The organism is Desulfopila sp. IMCC35008 (assembly GCF_010646885.2).
Lineage (GTDB): Bacteria > Desulfobacterota > Desulfobulbia > Desulfobulbales > Desulfocapsaceae > Desulfopila.
Genome location: NZ_CP050700.1, coordinates 2,917,174 through 2,939,803 on the forward strand (window position 1 = coordinate 2,917,174; position 22,630 = coordinate 2,939,803).

Genomic DNA, 22,630 nt, shown 5'->3' on the forward strand with positions numbered 1-22,630 from the left:
TAGAGGGCACTGCGCCATGATTTTCACCCAAAGTTGGAACAGGGTCAGCAAGGAGCAAATCATTCCTTCCACACTCATCGATTCGATACAGCATGGTGGCAAACCGGGAATTAATTTGGGTGACTTCGTGGGGAAGGAGTTACAGAGTTCATTTCTCGACATCAAGGCGCTGGTGAGCCTTTACTATTGGGACGTTGTGTTTCCCGGTGGCAATTTCTATAAAAGCGGTGGCGGTTCTGTCATGCACATAGTTGCCGACCTATAAGTTGGTACTATCAGAGCCTTGCCAGTGAGCCAAGTACCAAGATCTATAATAGAGGCTATTAAAGATGAACATAATTAAAATGGGCATGACTGCCTGTATTCTATTGCTAGTTGTTGGTTGTGAAACTGCAGTTACGAATCGGCCGAGCAGCAATGTGATAATATCGGAAGAGTTTCCTTCGTACAAGGTCGATCAACCCATTGATAAACAAGTTGAGGTTGTTGTTCCCATTGGTAACGGCACAACGAAAAAGGTGGTGGAACATAGAGTCAATTCTGAGAATGGTGAAAATCGGATTAGCACTTTAAAGACAACAACTTACTGGGAGATTGACTCTCAACACGAACAAATATCGACAAAATTACATACTATCACGAGTGTATCCAAGCCAGGAGAACGCGACTACAAGTTCGATGTTGATGAAGAGTTGCTCAGTAATAAAGATGGTAAAGTTATCGGCTATCACTTAGATCTCAAAGAGTTTGAATCTCTGTTTTCGCCTATTATTATTGAAATGGTAAAAAAGGTCCAGCCTCAGTGGATTACCCAGGAATATCATTTGGACGAGTTGGGAACGAAAATTACGACAGGGTATGAGATAAGACCCACCATTTTGAGTAAAGAGCGGCTACAGCAATTTCTTGGAGCTGAGATGTCTTCGAAAGTTGATCAGCCTGAGATCGTGAAAGGGTATGGAACCTATAATAATAAAAGAGTGGTAGTTACCTATTATACAGTGGACGAAGTAGTTCTCGATGGCAATTCAACCATGGTAATCAAGGGGAAGGGTTATAATTTGTACGATGCACGATCATTTATCCATGTACGTGGGGAGTTCCTGATTCGGATAAATGTGACAGACAATGATGGGAAAGTCCAGGATATTGAAGTGCGGATAAAACAACGCTGTGATGATTATCACGTCCGTGGATTGATTAACGCTCCAGGATATCTGAAGTAAAGCATTTTTTCTCTCAGCGTTCTAAAGGGTTCTGACGATCCTATACTTGACAGGCTGAACCTTGCATGAGCCTTGCAAAATAGTTTTGCCTGGGTTTTTGTATTATTCGCATGTCAACTCGTCTCTGCAGTAGTGTGGTAGAACCCTAAACTCCAGTAAAGGTGAGATAATGCAAATCTTGTTATACATAGGTATTTTATTCTACTTAATTCTTGCTGGATGTGCCGCACCTACTCCACAAAATCCTGCCTACCAGTTTAAGCCGCCCACCCGTAAACTTGATTATCTTGCAGATGTAGAGCCAATCCTCGTCAAGCGATGTGTCGTATGCCACTCATGCTACAACTCTCCTTGCCAACTCAAACTGAGCTCATGGGATGGCTTGGAACGTGGAGCGAGCAAAGAAAAAATTTATAATGGTGGTCGATTAAAGACCATGGACCCGAGTAGATTGCTGGTCGACGCACATTCTGAACAGCAGTGGCGGGAGAAAGGTTTTTTTAGTGTGTTGCAAAAGGGCGAACAATCTTATGACGAATCTGCTTTCTTTATGCTCCTTGATCACAAAAGAGTTTCACCCAGTGTCAAGGGAGATTATTACCCGGAGGACAAGGATCTGACGTGTGCTAAAAATACCACTGAGCTGAAAGATTATCTGAATAAGCATCCAAATCGAGGTATGCCTTTTGGTTTTCCTCCACTTAAGCAGGAAGAATTCAATACCGTTGCCGGTTGGCTGATGCAGGGCGCCTATGGGCCAACAGCCGAGCAACAGGCGACCCTCAAAGAGATCTCCATTGAAGACCAGAAGATGATTGATATCTGGGAAAAATTTCTCAACAACCCAGATCCCAAGTATGGCATGACGGCGCGATATCTCTACGACCATCTGTTTTTAGCACATATTACCTTTGAAACCGGAGGGAATGACTTTTTCGAATTGGTCCGTTCAAAAACAGGGCCGGGGGAGCCAATTGACATCATCGCTACGGTACGGCCCTACGATGCGCCCGGAACAGAAACGTTTTATTATCGATTCCGGAAAATTTATTCGACGATTGTTCACAAAACCCACATGGTTTTCCCACTTGGAAAAAAACAGTTAAACCGAATCAACGAGTTGTTTATCTCACCTGATTGGATGGAATCACCCCATTTCGTATCGTATGATGCAATTGAAAGTGCCAACCCATTCAAAACGTACGCGCAAATTCCTGCTCGTTCAAGATATCAATGGCTGCTCGACAATGCCCATTATACAATCATGACATTTATACGCGGCCCAGTCTGCAAAGGGCAAGTTGCCTTGAATGTTATCAATGATCATTTCTGGATCATGTTCCTTGATCCAGATTATGATTTATCGGTTAAATATCCAGGTCTTATTAAGTTTCAGTTAAACAATCTGAGAATGCCGGGAGAACAGGGGAGTGAGTATAAGCTGTATAAAACACTCACGGATAATGTGCACTATCAGTGGGCAATCAACTATTACAAGGCGAGGCAGGAGTTTTACGCCATTATCTACCCGGATGGTTTAGGGGTTGATGCGATCTGGAAAGGCAATAAACCTGATGACGACCCACTTCTGACAGTATTCAGGCATTTTGACAGTGCCTCAGTTCACCGGGGGGTTTGGGGAAATTTGCCAGATACGATGTGGGTTGTCGATTTCCCACTATTTGAGAGGATCTATTATGCCCTTGTAGCTGGTTTTGATGTATACGGGACAGCTGGCCACCAACTTGCCACCAGGTTATACATGGATGCACTTCGAGTAGAGGGAGAGAGCTATTTTCTTGATTTTATGCCGGAGGCCATACGAAGTTCAATGATGTCATCGTGGTATACCGGCATCACACTTGATAAGATACATTACCATCCCTCTCCTGTACCAGCAGGAAGCTCGTTTACAACAGAGGAGCCGAAGCGGGAGTTGATTGAAAGCATTGTAAACGATCATATCATTGTCGATGATATCGCTTTTGATACGAATTATCTCAAGACGGGTGAATCATACCCAGCACTTCCCCAGTATTACAACTCGATTGAAGATATCGTTACTGGATTTATTGCCTCTTCAGCACCCGGAGTTTCTTTTTTCAGACATGAGGCGAATACTAATGCCAATGTTGCATGGATAAAAATTACGAATATACCAAATCATGATGATATTGTTATCTCGTCGATTGTCGATAGGTGGCATGATAATGTCAAGTTTTTATTCCTGGAGAAATATTTTCTAAACCCTGAAAAAGACAGGGCTGATTTTATCCCGGGCTTTGTAGGTTCGTACCCCAATTATTTCATGGTTGTTGATTATAATGACCTGCCTGATTTTCTCGATCTTCTAGACGTATATGACGGTGGTGCTGAGTCAATAGAGAGGTTTAAGAAATATGGTATTAACCGGGCTGACGATAATTTCTGGGAGGTATACGACTGGTTTCAGAACGCATTTAACGTGTCAGAAAGAGAAAATGCAGGATTGATTGATCTCAACAGATATTATTATCTGGCCATTGAACAGTAATAAATGCTGTAAACTAACATTTTAGAAGAATAGCGTGAGGTGCTCACTTCGATACTTGTAGTGTTTACAGCAGGATACTTTCTTAGAAAGGAATCTAAAGTTAAGGAAATTACAACAGGCGTACTTCTTGTGCAAGAGTTGGACTGCCAGGATTTCTAACATCAACTCCTTCCGTCAGCGGAGACTAGGAAGAGGTCGTTCATGATTTTTTTATCGCATTGGTATCGGTACATTATCCTACTCTCTCTTGTTACCATTACTGGCTGTGCGGACGCACCTTATTCAATAAATATGATGCCTTCGCCAGAAGCTTATGCTACTGGAGTGGTTAACCCCTTTTCAGACACCAATCCAATTGATGTCGCTCCATGGCATGGACTTCTTTATGTAACTGATAGGGTGCCAAATGAAGGAGAGAATCTTAGCGATTTTTATTCTGACGAGCCTGCAAACCTACTCAGACTTGGAATCAGCCATATTGGGATCTCCGGTAAAAAAGATATCCTCTGGGATGAGTTACATCGAATATCGATATTGAAGAACAGAAAAGAAGACTATCCCCTCGTTGTTGAATCAATCGAGGAATATGGGATACTTGATAGAAGTTATTATCGCTATATGGACCCAAGCCTGGTGGCAGACGACCCTGAGAAAGTGGGAAAAGAATTCGCCGGGAAAATAAATGCAAAGCTCTCAGTCTCTAAAAATAAAGGCGTGTATATTTATGTCCATGGCTACAATACAAACTTTGAAGACCCCGTCCTTGTAGCGACTGAACTCTGGCACTACCTGGATTATGACGGGGTGTTTATAGCTTATTCCTGGCCTGCAACAAATAAAGGAACTGCATACTTCGGTGATACCGAAAAAGCTCATTGGGCAGGCAGGCATTTGCGAACCTTTCTTCGATATCTCTCAGATACTACTGATGCTGAGAACATTCATGTTATTGCTTATATTAATCCGAACGTTAATCAGTAGACACAATCGTATACTTTGTCCACGGATGCTGAAAGAATGATTTTACTGTCTCTGGTCTGCGTTGGAGCGAGCGCATGACCTTCATGACTCTTTTATACAGATCCCATGCATTGGTGGTGGTTTGACGACCAATTTTATGGTTCTTAAGATAATTCCAAACGTGCTCATCAGGATTCAACTCTGGTGCGTAGGGTGGCAGAAAGAAGATTTTCAACTTCCCATTGGTGCTCTCTACAAATTTACGAACCTCATTCGAACGATGAACAGAGCTGTTGTCGAGAATCAGAAAAACCGGCCTTTTCACCCCGATAATAAGGCGCTTCAGGAATTCAATAAAAACGGAAGAATTTACACTGTCTTCCGTGGCCATAAACTTCATTGCACCACGAGGGTTGATTGCAGAGATCAAATTAACTTTATGCCTAGATCCTGTGGTTTTAACCACAGGCGTTTTCCCCTTTGGGGCCCAAGTCGTACCGGAATGGTAATCAGAACGGACTGTCGACTCATCACCAAAGAATATTTCAGCCTTCTCCTTCTTTGCAAGCTTCTTGATTTCCTTAAAGTCTTCCGCCATCCATTTCAGAACAAGGTATTCATCCTGCTGATACGACTTTCTTTGTGGCCGTTGGGGGCTCAGCCCAAGTTTTCTCAACAAACGACCTACAGAAACCTCACTCATGCTGACTCGAAATCTTCGTTTTATGAGTTCCTGCACCATGCCACGTGTCCAAAGCGCAAATTCAAATTTGAGTTGGCGAGGATCTACCCCAACAATAATTCGATACAGTTTTTGAAGCTGCTTTCCGTTAAGTTTTGGCTGTTTTCCAGGGGCTTTCTTACTGCGAAGAGCATCAAGACCACCTTCTCGATATTTCGCAAGCCATTCATAGATAACGGTTCTAGTAAATCCAAGGGCCTTTATAACTACTTCAGGGCTCTCTCCTGCCTCTACACGCTTTACAGCCCTTATTCTTATAGCTTCAAGGGCTTCTCGGTTAATTTTCCTTCCATCTTCAATATTCATGGATGGAGTATAACACATGTCTACTGATTAATGAACGGATTAATAGCATGGGTACTCGGGTAACAACCCAGGCCCTTCACGACCTAAGCATGATATATCATGAACAGAACAATGAGACAGTTCGTCAGAGTTTGCGTCTTGGCAACGTCATTTTGCTTAGTGGGGACCAGTCGACTTCACTTTTGGCGAATTATATCCTTGATGGTTTGTTGAATACCGTAAATTGTTTGACGATCTATTCTTCAGAAGAAGATTCCGTATTGGGAGCCTCGAATTGGATATTTGGCAGAAGGCGCCTTGGTCAGATGACTACTGAATATATGAAGAAATCATCGATGATAGTTCGAGAGGCTCTGATTCAAGAAAAGCGAATCAGAGTTATTGATGCCAGTAAAGCCGTCGGCGTTGATTCAGGAAAAGGTCACCAGTATTTCAGGAGTAGCCCATGGGTTTCGAGTGATATTTTAATGACCCTGATGTATGACTTGCCGCCTGAAAAACGTGGACTCGTGAGAAGTGACGGACCAGTCTGGGAGTTTCCCAAAGATTATATATCTCGTCTAAAATTATCGTTTGAACAGGCAGATCAGGAAAGAAAAATAAAGGACTTGCAACCCGAAACGTCAACGAATAATGAGAATGAAAATCCATAAGCCACAATAAAGGTGCTTGTCCATACAACCCTTATTCTAGAAAGGAAGCCACTAAGATAAAGATCTCCTAAATAGCATAGCATCAACTACATGAAATGAGGCATAAACAAGGTCCTGAATTGATACAATAAACTCGATAGAGAGTGATTAGTTTGAATTTCTTTGTTGTCATCAATTAGGCGATGAATGCCCCTGTTTGCAACGGTTACAAATATTGAGGGTGTTAATGTTAGAGGGCTCAACCTCGACGAGCATGTCTGGAACTATCTTAAAAACCATAAACTTGGACATCAGATAGTACGCAGCCCATTTGATTTGTCAGAACGGGTAAACTCCATCATGCTGAGCTGGAGCCCGATTTCATTAACAATGCCAATACACACGATCCAGTCTCCTACGTTCTACTCAGAACAATCCCCGGAGTCGGGCGGATACTGGCTCTGAATCTACTGTATAAGTTCCAGGGTATACGCAGCTCCTTCAGAGTTCAGGGGTTTGCTTTCTCTTGCCGACTGGTAAAATGTTACAAGGATTCGAATAGTTAAAAGAAGTGTTATTCTGGCAAGATAATTGGTAATGCCCATCTGCGGTGGGCACTTGATGAAGCCACTCAATTCTTCCTCCAAGGAAATGAGCATGTGCAGAGGGGCATTTTCTCATGAATGACCGCTCTTAAGAAAGTCCAGCAAATTCCTTCAACATCATTGTTCATTTCAACGAGGTAAGAATCGATCTTAAATTGCAGTAAAAAAGCATTGTTTATTGGACATATAGCCAATGTACACCATTCCAAATTTGTACTATATTTGTTGTTATGATTAGAGAGGGCATTGATGTGTCAGCAGTGCTATCTGTACGTTTTTAGGCGAAAAAGATTGAATGTGATTTGGTGGCAACTATTAGCATTCATAAAAAAACAGAACGGTCAGTCAATAGCGTATTTACATTCCTATGAATCTTTCGAAAGGAAGTGGAAGAAGAGTGAATCAACACTATTTCAGGAGGAAAACGAAAATGAAAGCAAAAAAAATGGTATCGCTTTTGGTTCTTGGTGCATCAATGTTCATGGTTCTGCCAGTTTGGGCAAATGAGCCGACAGTTGAGAACAAGATCGATATTACTGAACTGACATGTAAGGAATTAATGAGAGGAAATGACAGTGACCGAGAGATCGGATTAGCATTTTACCACGGCTTCCTGGCTGGCAAGAAGAACAATCAGACACTAGATCTTCACGCAGCATTTCTATTGACTGACAGTGTTAAAGATTACTGCCTTTCCAATCCCACTGCGACGGTAATGGATGCATTTACCAAATCTTTGAAATAATTGAGTAAGGAGAAATCGATGAAAAAAATGATTCCAGTTTTTATCGTTTTGATCGGTCTGCAGGTGGGGGGAGTGGCATCGGTAATTGCTGAGTCTGACGCAGACAGGGCGGCAAGCTGTAGTACGTATGCCCGCAACCAGGCCGAATCTACAAGTGAACCTGGACGAAGCACATTGGGGAGTGGTGTGCGTGGTGCGGCAGGAGGCGCTTTGTTCGGCGCTCTTATTGATGGAGGGAAAGGTGCTGGGCGAGGGGCAGCAATCGCCGGTGGTTTGGGGTTGCTTAGTGGTTCCATGAGAGGCAGCCAGGATCGTGAGTCTAACTATCGATACTACTACGAATCTTGTATGCGGGGAAAAATGTAGATAAAAATAAGGGAATACCATACGCGATGTATCCTGCTTTTATTGTTGGTCATGATGTTATTGCAGGAGATAATCTTGTGGCATCCCTTCCAAAACTCCACAGCCTCCATTCATTTTTGAATAATAGCACATTGTTCCCACAATCTGATCAGTTGGAACACATATGCTGATACAGAACAGGTTGAAAACAACTTATTTTTCAACATCTACTATCTGACAAGACAGAATGTTCCCTCCTACATCGGAGAGTACCACAGGTCTGGTGTTTTACATCATCAGACTGATGGGGAGTTGGTCAGGTTGGTGAGCGGCTTAAGAAAACGTAACCGATAAGATAAGACTGCTAGTGGCTCCACAGTGGTATAAAATACTTCCAATATTTCGAAGCTGTTGACCTGTTTGGAGGCAGTGTTTCCTGATAAGAATAAATGAAGGTTTTGATCGTTATAGCGCTTGCTCAAACAGGTGAAATCAAATCACGGGAAAGCGGGAGAGACAAAATGAAAAAGTTTTTTACGATGTTCGGTCTGATAGTTTTGACTCCGATTGTCACTGCACCATGCATGGCGAATGATCTCAAGGAGTGCATGTCAGACATGATGGATCAGGTGAGTGACACCATGACGATCGGCGATCTGCGTCTTAGATGCCAGGAGCAGATCAATGCCGGCACCTACCAGGTTGAGGGGAAAGAGTCTGGGGTTGCTTCCGAGCGCTTCCGAAAAGACAAGGAGAATGTCCTGGAGCCATTTACCATTATGGCTCACAGACCTAATTATCTCCTATTCGGGGCCTATAACTCGGTCGGCTACAATTCCGATCCCTACCGGGAGCAATACGGTAGCTCAGCTATCGAGATAGATGATACCGAAGCGCAATTCCAGGTGAGTATCAAGGTGCCGCTCCTGGTGAACCTGTTTGATACGGTTGATGTGTATGGTGCCTACACCAACCGCTCTTTCTGGCAGTTATATAATGGCGATGTCTCCAGGCCATTCAGGGAAACCAATCATGAACCTGAACTCTGGGCGCAGTTCAGTCCAAATTGGGAGCTCTTCGGTTTTACTAATACAAAAAACTACTTTGGTATCGATCATCAGTCAAACGGGCAAGGCGGTGTTCTTTCCCGGAGCTGGAACCGGCTGTTTGCTACGCTTATTTTCGAACGCGGGAATTTTGCCTTCGAGATCAAACCCTGGTACCGTTTGCCTGAGGATAGCGATGATGACGATAACCCGGACATCACCGACTACCTTGGCCATGGTGAGCTCCGCGCGGCTTACAAATGGAAAGAGCATGTTTTCAGCGTGATGTCGCGCAACAACCTGGAGTCAGGTTTCTCGAAAGGTGCGGTAGAGCTGTCATGGAGCTTCCCGCTCTGGGATTATCCTTACCTGAAGGGATATGTCCAGTACTTCAGTGGTTATGGAGAAAGCATGATCGACTATAACCAGTATGTGAATAAAATCGGCATTGGCATTTCCCTGTCTGACTGGTTGTAAACACAAGGTTGCTGATAGGGGAATTTGACGAGCGTTGCCTTTATTTCAGGAAAAGGTGAATGATGAGGTTTGCTGCAGCTAAAGTTCTGCGGATAATATTGCTGGGCATAATCTTTGTTGCTACTACAGGTTTACTCCATGGGTGGGCCGGTGATAATACGACTTCCACTGCCGAGCAATCAATTTCATTTCCTTTACCAGACCTGGCAGACATTATCCCCTTGGCTGGGGATCTGGCAGGCAGCCTGGCGCAGCTTGAGTATGATTTACAACAGATGTTAGATGTTGCCCCGGCCGAAAAAGATTATGCAGAATCAAAGGTGAAGGTTGACAGAATAGGCGCTCGGCTGCAAACGGTAAAATATTCGACGACTGGTAGATTGTCTATTTTAATGGATCTCAGCCAGGAACTTCGGGATGTTCAGGCATTGTTTGGAGATGTAAGAAACCCGTTGGGCCGTAAAATAAATCGCCTTGCAGGTTGGAAAACAGAGTGGCTTACCGAGAAAAATAAATGGCTGGCTTGGGAGTCGGATCTGCTCATGGAACAAGATTCCCCTCCACTAAAAGTTGCATTCAGTAGTGCGAGTGAAATAATCGATACGGCCCTGAAGCTCGTATCACAGAAGCTGGATAAGACGTTGGAGCTTCAGGCCAGGAACAAAGCAGTCATGACAAAAATAGCTGTCTTAAATGTCGAGATCAACAGCCTCATAACAGAAGAGAGGCGCGACTACCTGCTTACTGCGTCCCCACCCATGTATTCTTACGAGTACTTTAGTCAGTTTCGCGGTAATTTGTGGCAAAAGGTACTGGACAACGCGAAAACACTGTCTCTGCCGGACCGGCTTTATGTTGTCCAGCATAGGGGGGCCTTTATTGCTCAGTTTCTTCTTTTCTTTGGTATTCTTTTTTCTATTTATAGGAATCGAGAGAATTTGAGTGTTTCCGAACGTTGGTGGTTTCTTGCGAGACGACCTTTTGCAACCGGTATTTTCGTTGTTATCCTCACACAGTTGCTGATTCCGGAAAATCAATACGTTCCGATGATGGTGCGTCTGCTTTCAGGGGCTATTGGTGGCATTGCCTTTGTTCGTATCTTGATGTTACTGGTTGAGGACTCATGGCAAAGGCGAGGGATACTTGGAGTGATTACCCTCTACGTTGTATCACAACTTGTAAATGCAATCAGTCTGCCCCTGCCTTTATCTCGGTTGTACATATTCCTGGCTTCTCTCCTGGCGATTTCTTTTTTGGTTTGCTGGGCAGTTGGTGCCGACAATCAGCCGAATTCGGTATTGTATACCTGGGGCCTGCGTCTTGGATACCTTCTGCTCGGAGTAATCGTATTGGCACAATTGCTGGGTAAAGAAGGTCTGGCTGCTTACCTGTTTAACTCCACTTTGGTGACCCTGGCCATAATTCTTGCCTTTTATCTCTTCATGTACATGATTCGTGGAGGTCTGCGGTGGATATTTTTTTCTTCCATAGTATGGAATATAAAACAACTGCGAAGTGAAGCTGAACTTCTTACCCGCCGCTCTGGATACTTGGTTGAGGCTCTTATCTTCTGGTTTGCGCTGTTCCCAATTCTACTCACTGCTTGGGGAGTTTATGGAAGTCCGGCAGAAGCAACAAGAGAGGTGCTGGGACTTGGTTTCAATATCGGTTCTGAAAAGATCAGTGTCGGACTATTGCTGACTGTGATTGGGATCCTTTACGGTGCGTTTATTCTCTCCTGGATAATGCCAAAAGTGATCCTCGATGAAAAGATTGCCGGGGCCAATTTGGAACGCGGTGTGCGCATATCGATTGCCCACCTTATCCAGTATTTCATCGTCTTGGTTGGTCTTATTCTGGCACTTACAATGTTTGGCCTTGATTTTACAAAGATTACCATCATTTTGAGCGCCCTTGGAGTAGGTATTGGTTTTGGCCTGCAGGGACTCGTAAATAATTTTATTAGCGGCCTGGTACTGCTTTTTGAACGACCTGTCCGGGTCGGCGACTGTATTGAATTAGGGGAAAAGTGGGTTGAAATTAAAAATATAGGGCTCCGTGCCACTAATGTCCAGACCTATGACAAAGCAGATGTGATCATTCCCAATGCTGATCTGATATCGCAAGCGGTGACTAACTGGACTTTAGGAAAGCACCTGGTTCGTGTTTCCATTCGAGTAGGAGTAGCTTATGGATCGGATGTTTCGATGGTAATTGATACATTAATACAGAGTGGGCAGACACATGAACTTGTATCAAGTAAACCGGTCCCTGAAGTTATATTTGCAGATTTCGGGGAAAGTTCATTGGATTTTGAACTTCGAGTTTGGACGAATGATGCCATAGATCGTTTGAGGTTGGCAAGTGATATACGCAAAGAAATAAATGAGAGATTTAATGAAGCAAATATTGAAATATCTTTCCCTCAAAGAGACATCCATATTCGTAGTGCTGATAATATCAAAATTGTAACGACTTGAATTATATAATGTTGAATATCGTGAACAAAAACTTATTAAAAAAACTCAGAGTATATGGTTTTACATATATGTAGTAATTTTTACTGAAAAAATATTTACTAATCTAAATTATAGATATAATAAAATGAAAAAACATGTATCGTGTTAATATAATAAAAATCATAGTTGGCTTTTCGTTATTTTTAATAGTGTTCGATTGTAATAATTTGAGTGCTCAACCACAATTATTGTTAAATATTGATGACCCCCAACATGGCTTGGTATTGCCACTTATCATTCAAGAGGAAAAGTATAATATATTATTGGACTCCAGTCAAAAATCAAATTTCATGGATGTATCGTTGAATTTCAAACTAAATTCAATAACTGATTCGCGCAACAAGGATCTTCCAATTATCTCTTCTGAAAAAAAACACGTTGAACCTCTTATTTATAAACTTGGGCCATATGAGTTACGTTCTAAACAACCTATTATAGCGGCACATTTATTCTTTTACGCAAAATACCTTGGTAAAAATATGCAAGGAACATTAGGCGTTTCTGCTTTAAGCGATTATTCATTTTATATAAATTTTGATAAAAGTGAATTTGCTCTCAATGAGAGATATCAGCAATCTTATAAATCAAAATGAATTTTCAGCGGTTGAAATAGTTGAGAATGAAAATGAACTACCTGTTGTGGAAATGAGCATTGGGAAAAAAAAGATCCCATTTCTTATTAATACATTAGACGTTCTCTCGGGCAGACTTACAAAAGCAACAATTGATAACTTGATTGATACTGGTGACATCAGCGATGTTTATTTTGGTGTAAATGTCAATAATAATAAATTTTCCGGACAAAGATTAGTTCGGGTAAAAGAACTAAAAATAGGTGGATTAATATATCGAGATTTGCTGATGGGAGAATCGGATGAGAATTCAATAGGACTTGGATTCCTAAAACGGAACGAAGTTGCCATTGATTTTCCTGGTCGAAAGGTTTTCTTGAAAAAAGGAAAGAAATATAATTCTCCTGACAATATCGATAAAAGTGGGGTTTATCTAATAAAAAATAATGAGAATTTGCTCATAGCCTGCTTAGATGATCGAGGTCCAGCCGCCCGTGTAGGCATACTGCGTAATGATGTTATCATTTCAATTAATGGGAATTCGGTTACAGGAAAAGATCTATGGCAAGTTAGAAGTATGCTAGAAGGTAAAATCGGTGAAAAAATTGATTTAACTTTATTAAGAAATAATAATGAACTTCATTTTTATTTCTATCTGGAAGAGGATTTTAACCGCAATAAAACCTGATAATTTAAATTATACGAAGCCAAGTAAAAAAATATGATATGCGAGATGTGAAAAATCCGGCAAAAATAATTTATACACCATGTAATGATACTGTCCTGTTGATAGTTCTTTGCGGTGACTGGAATCTAGGTCATGACCTACCTTCCACAGCAGAAGTATATGAAAAACTCATGTCTACTGATGCCAATAAAATTATATTTGAATCAAAAAATATAACAGCATGGGATACTGGCTTACTAACATTCATCAAACGACTCCAGAAATTTACAGAAGATAACTCAATAACAATTGATATAAGCGGTTTGCCCAAAGGAGCTCAAAAGCTCTTGGCTCTCGCTGCAGCTGTTCCTGAGAAAAAAGATGCTCGAACAGCAGAGAACTCACGTTCTTTCATACGTATTGTTGGGGAAGAGACTCTTGAACTTTATCAGTCCACCGGGAGACTTTTTGCTTTTATTGGTTCCGTATCGTTAGCACTAATGAAATTCATGAAGGGAAAGGCGACCTTTCGGCGTACGGATTTCTTTCTGATGCTGGAAACGTGCGGTGGTCAAGCTCTTCCCATTGTCTCACTGATAAGTTTTCTAGTGGGTCTTATTCTGGCTTTTGTCGGGGCAATTCAACTCGAGTTGTTTGGCGCCCAGATATACGTTGCAGATTTGGTCGGGATAGCGATGGTACGATTAATGGCGGCTATTATGACCGGCATTGTCATGGCTGGCAGGACCGGTGGGGCCTTCGCTGCCCAGTTGGGCACCATGCAGGTGAACCAAGAGATTGACGCTTTACGTACTATGGGGATCTCACCTATGGAATTTCTCGTTTTGCCTAGGATGCTGGCACTCGCGATCATGATGCCACTTCTGTGTCTTTATGCAAATATCATGGGGATCTTTGGAGGAATGGTTGTTGGTGTTTTTATGCTTGATATAGGGCTTACACAATATGTCAGTGAAACTATTACAGCAGTAAGATTTTGGGATCTGGGTATTGGCCTTTTCAGCGGGTTGCTCTTTGGGGTGATTGTTGCACTGTCAGGTTGCATGAGGGGGATGGAGTGCGGGCGGAGTGCATCAGCAGTAGGTGAGGCTGCGACATCTGCTGTTGTAACCGCTATAGTCGGGATAATCATCACGACGGCAATTATTACAATTATATGTGATATATTAGGTATTTAAGACATGGTCAGACGAAAAGCGCACATAACTGTCAAAGATCTTACTATGGCATACGATGATTTTATCCTGATGCGTGATCTGAATTTTGAAATATATCATGGAGATATTTTCATTATCATGGGTGGCAGTGGCTGTGGGAAGAGTACAATGATGACGATCCTCATTGGTCTTAAACGTCCTGGCAAAGGTTATGTGTACTATGATCAAACTGATTTCTGGGGAGCGGATAGCCGAACTCGAGAGACTATTATTCGCAGAGCTGGAGTCATGTACCAAAGCGGTGCCTTGTGGAGTTCAATGACACTGGGTGAAAACATTGCGTTACCATTGCAAATCTACACGCAATTAGGTGAGGCTGAGATTTCAGATGTTGTTGAGTTTAAACTTGAGTTAGTCGGTCTGGCTGGTTTTAAGGATTTTTACCCATCTGAAATTAGTGGAGGGATGCAGAAACGAGCCGGTATAGCTCGTGCTATGGCTCTTGATCCGGAAATTTTGTTCTTCGATGAACCGTCAGCAGGACTTGATCCGGTCAGTGCCCGTCGGCTTGATGATATGATAATCGAGTTGCGGGACAGCCTGGGTACAACCATGATCGTTGTCACACATGAGCTTGCCAGCATTTTTGCGATAGGCAGCAATTCGGTTTTTCTCGATGTATCAAAGCGCACCATGACCGCGACAGGTAACCCAAACGAGCTATTGAAAGAAACTCAAGACCCGACGCTACATATGTTTTTAACCCGTGGCGAAACGTTGAAGAGCTAACAAGGAGGTAGGATGGCAAAGCAAGCTAATACGATGATGATCGGTGGATTTGTGGTTATCGCGTTTTTTTTACTCGCTGCGAGCATTGTTGTTTTGGGCTCAGGTAAGCTCTTTCAAAGAACGACTAATTTTGTCCTCTATTTCGACAATTCAATAAACGGACTTAGCGTCGGTGCACCCGTACTGTTCAAGGGAGTACGAATCGGTTCGGTCTCCAGCATTGTAATTAACGCAAATCCTCAGGATTTAACCGTGAATATTCCAGTCATTATTGAGGTTGATGCTGACAAGTTTCATGTTGTAGACAGTCTACATGTTGACGAGAATTCATATTCCCAGAGAACCTCTGAAGAAACAATAGGAAAACTCGTCGAACAAGGATTACGGGCTGTGCTGGGCACGCAGAGCCTTATAACAGGTCAACTCATGATTGAGCTTGAGTATTACCCGGATTCTCCAGTTGACATGAAAAGAATCAAATCTCCGCACCCTGAAATTCCGACGATACCTTCAACAACTGAGAAGTTGTACAAAACACTGCAGAAAATTGATTTCATCGGTTTAGCTGAACACCTTAAAAGCACTATGGCCGGAATAGATGAACTGGTCAATAATCCAGACATATCTGATGGTTTGAAATCTATGAGGGAAACGGCTGATGCATCTCAGCAGCTTGTCACTAAACTTGATCAGCGAATTGATACAGTTATTGATGGATTTGAAGGTACAATACTTGATACCAGGATGTTAGTTGCCAACGTAAATCAGCAGGTCCAACCACTCTCCAATGACACAAGGTTAATACTGGAACATTTTGACCTGTTGGTTCAGGATGTAAATAAACGAGTTGGTAGTTTAGCTGACAACCTGAACGAAAGTTTAACAGGGATTCATGGTGTTGTATCTGAAGATGCCCCTGTTGTCATCCAGTTGGAAGAAACACTCGTTAATATTTCTGATATGGCGGATTCGATCAGGCAATTGGCGGATTATCTGGAACAACATCCTGAAGCTCTCATTAGAGGTAAAGGAAGCTATTGAGGAGATATTATGTTGACTAAAAAATACTTTGCACTGGTATTGGCAACTCTCGTGTCTGTTGTCTTGTTTAGCGGTTGTACGATGCAAACTAAACCAACACGATTTTACACATTAACACCTGCAGTTGATTCTTCTGAATCTATTCAACTAAAAAACAGCAGCACAAATAATCTCGTAATTGGCATAGGACCTGTGAAAGTTGCTGATTACCTGACCCAGTCAAGGATCGTAACAAGGATTGATGACAATGTTATCAAGCGAGCTGAGTTTGATCAGTGGTCAGGGTCTCTCCAAGATAATATAGCCAATGTCTTGTCGGAGAACGTGAGTGCTCTACTTGGCACAAAAAAAATTGTACTTCATCCCTGGCGATCGTTTATTCCAATTGACTACAAGGTGACGCTGGAGATTGTTCGTTTTGATGGAAAATCGGATGATAATGTTACACTCGTGGCAAGCTGGGTAATCTTAAGAGATAGGGATAAATCAATTGTTGATATGAACCGGATCTCAATTCAGGAGAATATCAACGTACCTGCTGGCGTTGCTGGAATCGTCAGTGCCCAGAGTAAGGCCTTAGGTCGGCTAAGTGCAGAAATATCTCAATCAATCACTCAACACTCTATGGAATAGTAATGTCTCTCGTTCATTAACACTTTGTCGAGCGTAACCAGGTATGCCAAAATGTTTGTTGCCAGCCAGAAACATGATTGTCAGATGCAACAAGAAAATGAAAGGAGCGAAAATATGAAGACCGGCATGCTGGTACTGAGAGCAATACTGATCGTGGCGGTAATGTTCATTGCTGGGTGTGGAGGGAAAAATTATAAGGAAGGTTCAGAGACAGCTGACAGTATCCAGGATGTTGAACAAGAGACCAATCCAGACAGGCTTAGGACTGGATAACTCATAATACTTCTTTCACCCTCCACGGTGCGTTTTTATTGTGTAATTCACATTATTGCACTGAATTAATTGTTTTTTATCAAATTACACCCAATTGACTAACGACATGAATGCAAAAGAAATAGCGGAGTTTGTTGAAGGCGTTATTGTCGGCGACCCAGCGACGACAATATCGGGAGGTGCTGATATCAAAAATGCCACTTCCGACCAGATTACTTTCTGTACAAGCATAAAATATCTGCCTTTGTTTCAACGAACCCAAGCACCAATTGTGCTGGTGCCCAATGATTTTGATATCGATTCAGAAAAAACTCTCATCAAGACAAAGGATCCCTCCTATGCTTTTTCGGTGATTATGGAAAATCTGAATCCAGGCCTGTTTAGACATCCAAACGGAATTCATAACAGGGCTGTGATAGCTGATAGTGCCAGGCTTGGGAAAAATGTTGCAATAGGTGCCTGTGCAATAATTGAAGAAAACGTCGTTATCGGTGATAACGCAATTATCTATGGCGGGGCATATATCGGGCACGACACCATTATTGGTGACGATGTGCTTATTTATCCTAATGTTACCATACGTGATCGTTGTGAGATTGGTGATCGGGTGATCATTCATTCCGGCACGGTCATCGGGGCTGACGGATTCGGCTTTGTAACTGTAGATGGCAAACACCGAAAGATTCCACAATTAGGTACTGTGCTTATCGAAGAAGATGTTGAGATTGGCTCCAATGTCTCGATCGATAGAGCTCGTTTTGATAAAACTATTATAAAAAAAGGTACAATTATCGACAATCTTGTCCAAATTGCGCATAACGTAATAATAGGTGAGAACAGCATTATCGTTGCCCAGGTGGGAATTTCTGGCAGTACTGAAATTGGCAAAAATGTTATCCTTGCAGGAAAGGTTGGTGTTGTCGGGCATATAAAAATTGGTGACAATGTTGTCGTAGGTGCAAAGGGCGGTGTTTCCAAAAATATTACCAAACCCGGGCAGTACTGGGGAGTACCTGCCAAACCACTGAAACGGGATCTCAAGGAAAAAGCTGCGTTGCAAAAGCTGCCGGAAGCGATGAAAAAATTGCGTAAGCTGGAGAAAGAGGTCACGGAAGTCAAGAAACTGCTCGCCAATTTAAATGCCCCGGAGCCTGGAAAGTATGAATCTCAGAAACTTGATAACCTGTAACCTTTAAATAAGAATTATTGTAATAGGCCAATTATATAATATTATCAGGCGCCGTAACGCCTCTTCCTTCGGGTGGAGGAGATAGGGCGCATAAATCAGTAACTATTAATTATGACCATGTATTACGTTCAGGAAAAGAGGGTTAGGACAATGATTTGTAATAGACTAATATCTGTTTGTGTTGCCATATGCCTGATGTTAGTTTCCAGCGATATTTGTTTTGCCGATGTGAGAGATATCGGTATTCGCTATGGACACACTTTCACGGGGGCGGATCTAGCTCAATACGATGCATATGTATCGTTCGATTTGCCTTGGTCGTATGATTTTGCATCAGGGTGGAAATTGGAATCAGGCTGTGAGGTTACGTTAAGTGCTCTTGATGGCGAAGGGGAAACTGCATTCAAGCCTTCAGTTTTAGGATATGCAGAATCTATCTCGCCTGACAAGAAAATTCATCTACTGGCTGGCTTAGGTGCTGGCCTGATGAGTGAGGACACTTTTGGTGAATACGATTTGGGAGGTTCTTTCTTCTTTCTTGGGACGCTTGGTTTCAGGATCAATCTAAAAGAACATATTTTATTAGGTTTTAGATACTTGCATCAATCTAATGCCGGAATTTATGATAACAACGATAGCCTCAATATGAACCAGATCGAACTTGTTTGGGAATTTTGAAAGAGCTTTTTTATAGAGTGAAATTATTATCTGAAGCGATCTTTTATGCTTGGAAGTGACTTGTTGATGATGCCGAGTCTTCATTCCTCCTTTCCGGAAGAATCTGACATCTCCTTTCCTCTTGGCAGCTCTCGCGTTTTCTTCTGTCTCCGTATGGCCTTTATGAGCAACTCCAGCAGTGGAATGAGTTCCGCTATAGTGCCTCTATTGTTCCCGCCAAATGAGCTGAATCTAGATCGTATTCGCGATACATCGTCGGTTATTTTAGAAAACTCCTTTTTGACCGTGTCGACATCGGCACTTATCTCTACAAGAATCATATCTCGAATTTCTTGCGCCATTTTCTCTTCCTCGCCTGTCTGCCCTGATATGAAAGCAATCCGCAGGATAAGCGCACCCAAGGCCATATCTATAACCGCAACAGTCAGGGCTGCAAGTGCCGGGCTCCAGAGTGTTACCAGTATCTGGTAGCTGGCATAATTCAACATCCCTAAGCCGAGAAGTACAAAAAACAAGGCTACTGCTATGTAAATGGCTTGCCCAGCGGTACGCCGAGCCTGGATACGGGCCAGCGTCACCTCGGTTTTCGCTAACAGCTTGAGTTTCAAAACCGTATCGTTCATGGCGTTCTCCTCATTTGGAGAGCAGGCGGCCGATCAGCACACCAAGGGTGAAAACGATCAGCACCGTCAGAGGACTCATTGCATCCAGTTCCTGCTCCATCGCCTCAACCAGCTCTTCAAGCCTGGAAACGACATCATGTTCACTTCCACCTCCATCCGTTATAGAGGAGTACAGGCCTGCACTCCTGTCAACAGGCTGACAAATGCCTTCAGCACCATATAATTATTAGTACTTTGGATTATCTCTATGATAAGATTAACCGTTTTTTCATGGGCACCGTTTGGCAAGGCGGCTGTTTTTTTCGGCATTTCAACAGCATCAAAAAGAATGAACATTACCGTCAACATGATCAGTAAAGTATTTTTCAGGATGTCTGTTATCTGGAGAAAGGTATTGTTGGCATATTTGAGAACAACGCCGGGATTGATGGCATGCAACACTCCTGCATCCCTGATGTCGATGCCTTTTACCAACAGGAATTGGATAAGACTGTCTTTCATGTCAGACAATCGCTGCTGGTACTCCGGTAGCGACTCATTGAATTGACTGATACTGGCACCGATCATCATCGAGGTCAGGACAACCAGAGTAACTGCAGCCAGCAATACCAGCCCAATAGCAACCAAAGAGGGAACATTCCTGTCGATCATCCATTTTACAGGAGTAATAGCGATGATGGCGAAAAACAGGGAAAGCAGGAAAGGAACAACAATAGCCGATGCTGCCTGACATGCAGCCAGCAGAAAAAGATACGTATGGCCTTAAACGATCATTCGCGGTTCCAGGAGACATTATAGTCAATCATGACGGATGTTCCGATCGGTGCCTACCAAAGCATCAACGATTGCTTTCACCGTTCGATTTCCACCGACGACAACATACTTCACGAATCGTGGTCTTCTTTTCCTGATGTGCTTTCTCATTTTAAGATAACACAACAAAGACCATAATATCGAGTAGTTGTTTAAAACTAACAGGTCCAGTATAAAATGCAAGGATTGCGGTTGGAAAATCGTTGCAACCTGTTATGCTGCCGCCAGAATTCTAACTTAATATTGTATTGTCATCGGCATTCTCAATGGCATAAAGCCGCAGGTTCATCCTTGTCCTCCTTCTCAGAAGACGGTTTTCCAAGGAACTCATGACTCATCCACTTCGAAGTAGATGGGTTCGTTATTCGGCTAAAGCCGACTTAAGCCAAGTTAGTTTGCTTCGCAAAGTAGGTTTTGATGAACTTCATGGTCTTCGACCATTTTGTTTAAGTTAACTTCGCCTAAAGGCGAGGGGTTTCAACCATCCCCGAAGAGGACACTGATCCTATAGGAATACTCAGTGGGGTGAATCTTTATCAGTATATGGGAAGTAACCCAGTTAATTCCACCGTCATTTTTCTACCCCTTCCCCGCCTGCGATCACGGAATCTCACCCAGCACCTTCACCTCCCTAAATAAGCGCGCCGAACAAAGCGCCTCCCCTGCTGCCTGCCGCCTTAATAACACGGTGTGACAGGTTGCATTTGGCGCTGTACAATACATCATGTCCGGGATCTGTCAGTAACATCTCCGGGCGCTCATCGGCTGCCTTTGCTTGTTACTTGAGCTTCACCTTCAACCCCTGGCCTGCAAGAGAGAGCCTGAGACCTTTTTGCGTGGTTTTCAATTTCATCACCACATGGTTGCCATTTTTCAAGGCCAGAACCGAACCTCCGCCAACAAGGGCAGCCCCAGCCTCTCCGGCGACGAATATACCTTCCATATCTTTTGCCTCGACTAGATTGTATACTTCCCCGATAGCTTCAACACTTGTAACTCCCACATCAACCAGGGACAAACCTTGTATGGAAAAATCATGTAGAGAGCCATCATACATAGTAAGGGTACCTTTTCCCCATGACATACCAATACCCACTGCTACAGCCTTGGTATTTATCTTAACGGTTCCTGACACTTTGGGAGCAGCTATTACGGAAACCGCATAGGACTCGGTGTAAAGTGCTTCGATTTTCTGTCCTTCCTGAAGGTCGGCAAGATTTATACTGTCGCTTACCTTCAAGGCGAGGACATGATCTGTTCCTTCAAGAATCACAACACCGTGCTCCTTGTCGATACTGACAATCTCGGCAGCCACATACCTGGCTCCAGTTATCTTCATTCCTGGCTTTTCCCCGGATTTCGCAACTTGAATAGTGAGAACAGAAGCCTTCTCTTTCAGTCCGCTTCCCTTAGGCTCCAAGGCGAAGGCAAACCCCGAGTAATACTCCATGATCACCATGTCTCCACGCTTGATCTGGTCAAAATTCATTACCTCATGCCCGGCAATGAACTCATAGCTCTCGCCCGCCTCATTTTTCAAAGTAATGACTCTGGTATCCTTATCGATACCGACAACAACATCAACAGCTACTGCCGTATCGGCGATTTCTCCTTCAGCTTGTTTTGCAGCAAACGAAAGACTGGCGAACGGCACCGCAAGAGTGAAAACAATTAAAGTCTTTAACAGAATTTGCTTTAACTTTCTTTTTCCCATCATTTTGAATCTCCTTATTTTTGTCAAGTGGAATGCTGCTGAAAAAAACATGTATTTCTAGAAACTTCTATGACGTCGCTGCACTCCGAACAGCGCTTCATGGCAAGCCCTGCCGCGTACCTTTCTTCACTGCCGACGACAATGACGATCATTATGCAGTCTGCGACATCCTTGTGAAAGGATCTGCTGTTAGAACACCGCTGACTGTCAAACAACGTTATAGAGGTATTTGATTTCCGGGATACTCGCCGAGAATGAATCCTGTATAGGTGAGTCCCTCATTACTCTTGTGTCCCAACCTTTCTCTTGATGTTGACTGACTAT

Annotated in this window: 22 protein-coding genes; 18 read left to right on the forward strand and 4 right to left on the reverse strand. The window is 43.0% G+C overall.

From position 1 onward, the window contains the following. Nucleotides 1–16: 16 nt before the first annotated feature. The 4 genes from GA520_RS12835 to GA520_RS12850 all read left to right on the forward strand — a co-directional run bounded on the left by GA520_RS12835 (nucleotide 17) and on the right by GA520_RS12850 (nucleotide 4,740). Nucleotides 17–265, forward strand: a complete 249-nt coding sequence (locus GA520_RS12835) for a hypothetical protein (RefSeq protein ID WP_163340566.1) — start codon at nucleotides 17–19, stop codon at nucleotides 263–265. Nucleotides 266–329: 64 nt separating this feature from the next. Further along, nucleotides 330–1,226: a hypothetical protein gene (locus GA520_RS12840; protein WP_163340568.1), complete on the forward strand. Its 897-nt coding sequence runs from the start codon at nucleotides 330–332 to the stop codon at nucleotides 1,224–1,226. Between the two features lie 169 nt (nucleotides 1,227–1,395). Then, complete coding sequence (locus tag GA520_RS12845) at nucleotides 1,396–3,759, forward strand: fatty acid cis/trans isomerase (protein WP_163340569.1); 2,364 nt, start codon at nucleotides 1,396–1,398, stop codon at nucleotides 3,757–3,759. A 201-nt stretch (nucleotides 3,760–3,960) separates the two neighbouring features. Continuing rightward, on the forward strand, nucleotides 3,961–4,740 hold the full coding sequence (locus GA520_RS12850; protein ID WP_163340571.1) for an alpha/beta hydrolase: 780 nt from the start codon (nucleotides 3,961–3,963) through the stop codon (nucleotides 4,738–4,740). On the opposite strand, the gene GA520_RS12855 is transcribed toward GA520_RS12850, so the two are convergent. After that, entirely contained in the window at nucleotides 4,730–5,785 is a 1,056-nt protein-coding gene (locus GA520_RS12855; protein ID WP_304511286.1) for an IS630 family transposase, read from the reverse strand. The genes GA520_RS12850 and GA520_RS12855 overlap by 11 nt on opposite strands. A 71-nt stretch (nucleotides 5,786–5,856) precedes the next feature. On the opposite strand from GA520_RS12855, the gene GA520_RS12860 reads away from it, so the two are divergent. The 14 genes from GA520_RS12860 to GA520_RS12925 all read left to right on the forward strand — a co-directional run bounded on the left by GA520_RS12860 (nucleotide 5,857) and on the right by GA520_RS12925 (nucleotide 19,156). Next, a complete protein-coding gene (locus tag GA520_RS12860) occupies nucleotides 5,857–6,420 on the forward strand; it encodes an alpha/beta hydrolase (RefSeq protein WP_240910281.1) in 564 nt (187 codons plus the stop codon). 1,014 nt (nucleotides 6,421–7,434) lie between these two features. After that, nucleotides 7,435–7,749, forward strand: coding sequence for an HdeA/HdeB family chaperone (locus GA520_RS12865; RefSeq protein ID WP_163341022.1), 315 nt, complete (start codon nucleotides 7,435–7,437; stop codon nucleotides 7,747–7,749). A gap of 18 nt (nucleotides 7,750–7,767) precedes the next feature. After that, nucleotides 7,768–8,115, forward strand: a complete 348-nt coding sequence (locus tag GA520_RS12870) for a hypothetical protein (protein ID WP_163341029.1) — start codon at nucleotides 7,768–7,770, stop codon at nucleotides 8,113–8,115. A 500-nt stretch (nucleotides 8,116–8,615) separates the two neighbouring features. Then, nucleotides 8,616–9,617 carry a phospholipase A gene (locus GA520_RS12875; protein WP_163341031.1) on the forward strand — a complete coding sequence of 334 codons (1,002 nt, stop codon included), beginning with the start codon at nucleotides 8,616–8,618 and terminating at the stop codon, nucleotides 9,615–9,617. Between the two features lie 59 nt (nucleotides 9,618–9,676). Next, the gene (locus GA520_RS12880; RefSeq protein WP_205749425.1) at nucleotides 9,677–12,097 is read left to right on the forward strand and encodes a mechanosensitive ion channel family protein; all 2,421 of its coding nucleotides are present in this window, start codon (nucleotides 9,677–9,679) and stop codon (nucleotides 12,095–12,097) included. A 134-nt stretch (nucleotides 12,098–12,231) separates the two neighbouring features. Further along, nucleotides 12,232–12,729, forward strand: coding sequence for a hypothetical protein (locus tag GA520_RS12885; RefSeq protein WP_163341033.1), 498 nt, complete (start codon nucleotides 12,232–12,234; stop codon nucleotides 12,727–12,729). Further along, nucleotides 12,695–13,396: a PDZ domain-containing protein gene (locus GA520_RS12890; protein WP_163341035.1), complete on the forward strand. Its 702-nt coding sequence runs from the start codon at nucleotides 12,695–12,697 to the stop codon at nucleotides 13,394–13,396. The genes GA520_RS12885 and GA520_RS12890 overlap by 35 nt, the downstream gene beginning before the upstream one ends. Nucleotides 13,397–13,434: 38 nt before the next feature. After that, the gene (locus tag GA520_RS12895) at nucleotides 13,435–14,574 is read left to right on the forward strand and encodes an ABC transporter permease (RefSeq protein ID WP_163341036.1); all 1,140 of its coding nucleotides are present in this window, start codon (nucleotides 13,435–13,437) and stop codon (nucleotides 14,572–14,574) included. Between the two features lie 3 nt (nucleotides 14,575–14,577). Continuing rightward, entirely contained in the window at nucleotides 14,578–15,342 is a 765-nt protein-coding gene (locus GA520_RS12900) for an ABC transporter ATP-binding protein (RefSeq protein WP_163341038.1), read from the forward strand. 12 nt (nucleotides 15,343–15,354) lie between these two features. Then, a complete protein-coding gene (locus GA520_RS12905; RefSeq protein WP_163341040.1) occupies nucleotides 15,355–16,383 on the forward strand; it encodes an MlaD family protein in 1,029 nt (342 codons plus the stop codon). Nucleotides 16,384–16,392: 9 nt separating this feature from the next. Then, nucleotides 16,393–17,016 carry a membrane integrity-associated transporter subunit PqiC gene (locus GA520_RS12910; RefSeq protein WP_163341042.1) on the forward strand — a complete coding sequence of 208 codons (624 nt, stop codon included), beginning with the start codon at nucleotides 16,393–16,395 and terminating at the stop codon, nucleotides 17,014–17,016. Between the two features lie 84 nt (nucleotides 17,017–17,100). Continuing rightward, a complete protein-coding gene (locus GA520_RS12915) occupies nucleotides 17,101–17,289 on the forward strand; it encodes a hypothetical protein (RefSeq protein WP_163341044.1) in 189 nt (62 codons plus the stop codon). Nucleotides 17,290–17,395: 106 nt separating this feature from the next. After that, the gene (lpxD, locus tag GA520_RS12920) at nucleotides 17,396–18,478 is read left to right on the forward strand and encodes a UDP-3-O-(3-hydroxymyristoyl)glucosamine N-acyltransferase (protein ID WP_163341251.1); all 1,083 of its coding nucleotides are present in this window, start codon (nucleotides 17,396–17,398) and stop codon (nucleotides 18,476–18,478) included. A 150-nt stretch (nucleotides 18,479–18,628) separates the two neighbouring features. Then, a complete protein-coding gene (locus GA520_RS12925) occupies nucleotides 18,629–19,156 on the forward strand; it encodes an acyloxyacyl hydrolase (protein ID WP_163340727.1) in 528 nt (175 codons plus the stop codon). An 80-nt stretch (nucleotides 19,157–19,236) separates the two neighbouring features. Here the strand turns inward: GA520_RS12925 and GA520_RS12930 are convergent, their stop codons facing one another. The 3 genes from GA520_RS12930 to GA520_RS12940 form a co-directional block, all read right to left on the reverse strand. After that, nucleotides 19,237–19,779, reverse strand: coding sequence for a phage holin family protein (locus tag GA520_RS12930; RefSeq protein WP_163340729.1), 543 nt, complete (start codon nucleotides 19,777–19,779; stop codon nucleotides 19,237–19,239). A gap of 159 nt (nucleotides 19,780–19,938) precedes the next feature. Then, nucleotides 19,939–20,523, reverse strand: coding sequence for an AI-2E family transporter (locus tag GA520_RS12935; protein WP_163340800.1), 585 nt, complete (start codon nucleotides 20,521–20,523; stop codon nucleotides 19,939–19,941). Between the two features lie 847 nt (nucleotides 20,524–21,370). After that, nucleotides 21,371–22,309, reverse strand: a complete 939-nt coding sequence (locus GA520_RS12940) for an EipA family protein (RefSeq protein ID WP_163340731.1) — start codon at nucleotides 22,307–22,309, stop codon at nucleotides 21,371–21,373. Nucleotides 22,310–22,630: the final 321 nt, after the last annotated feature.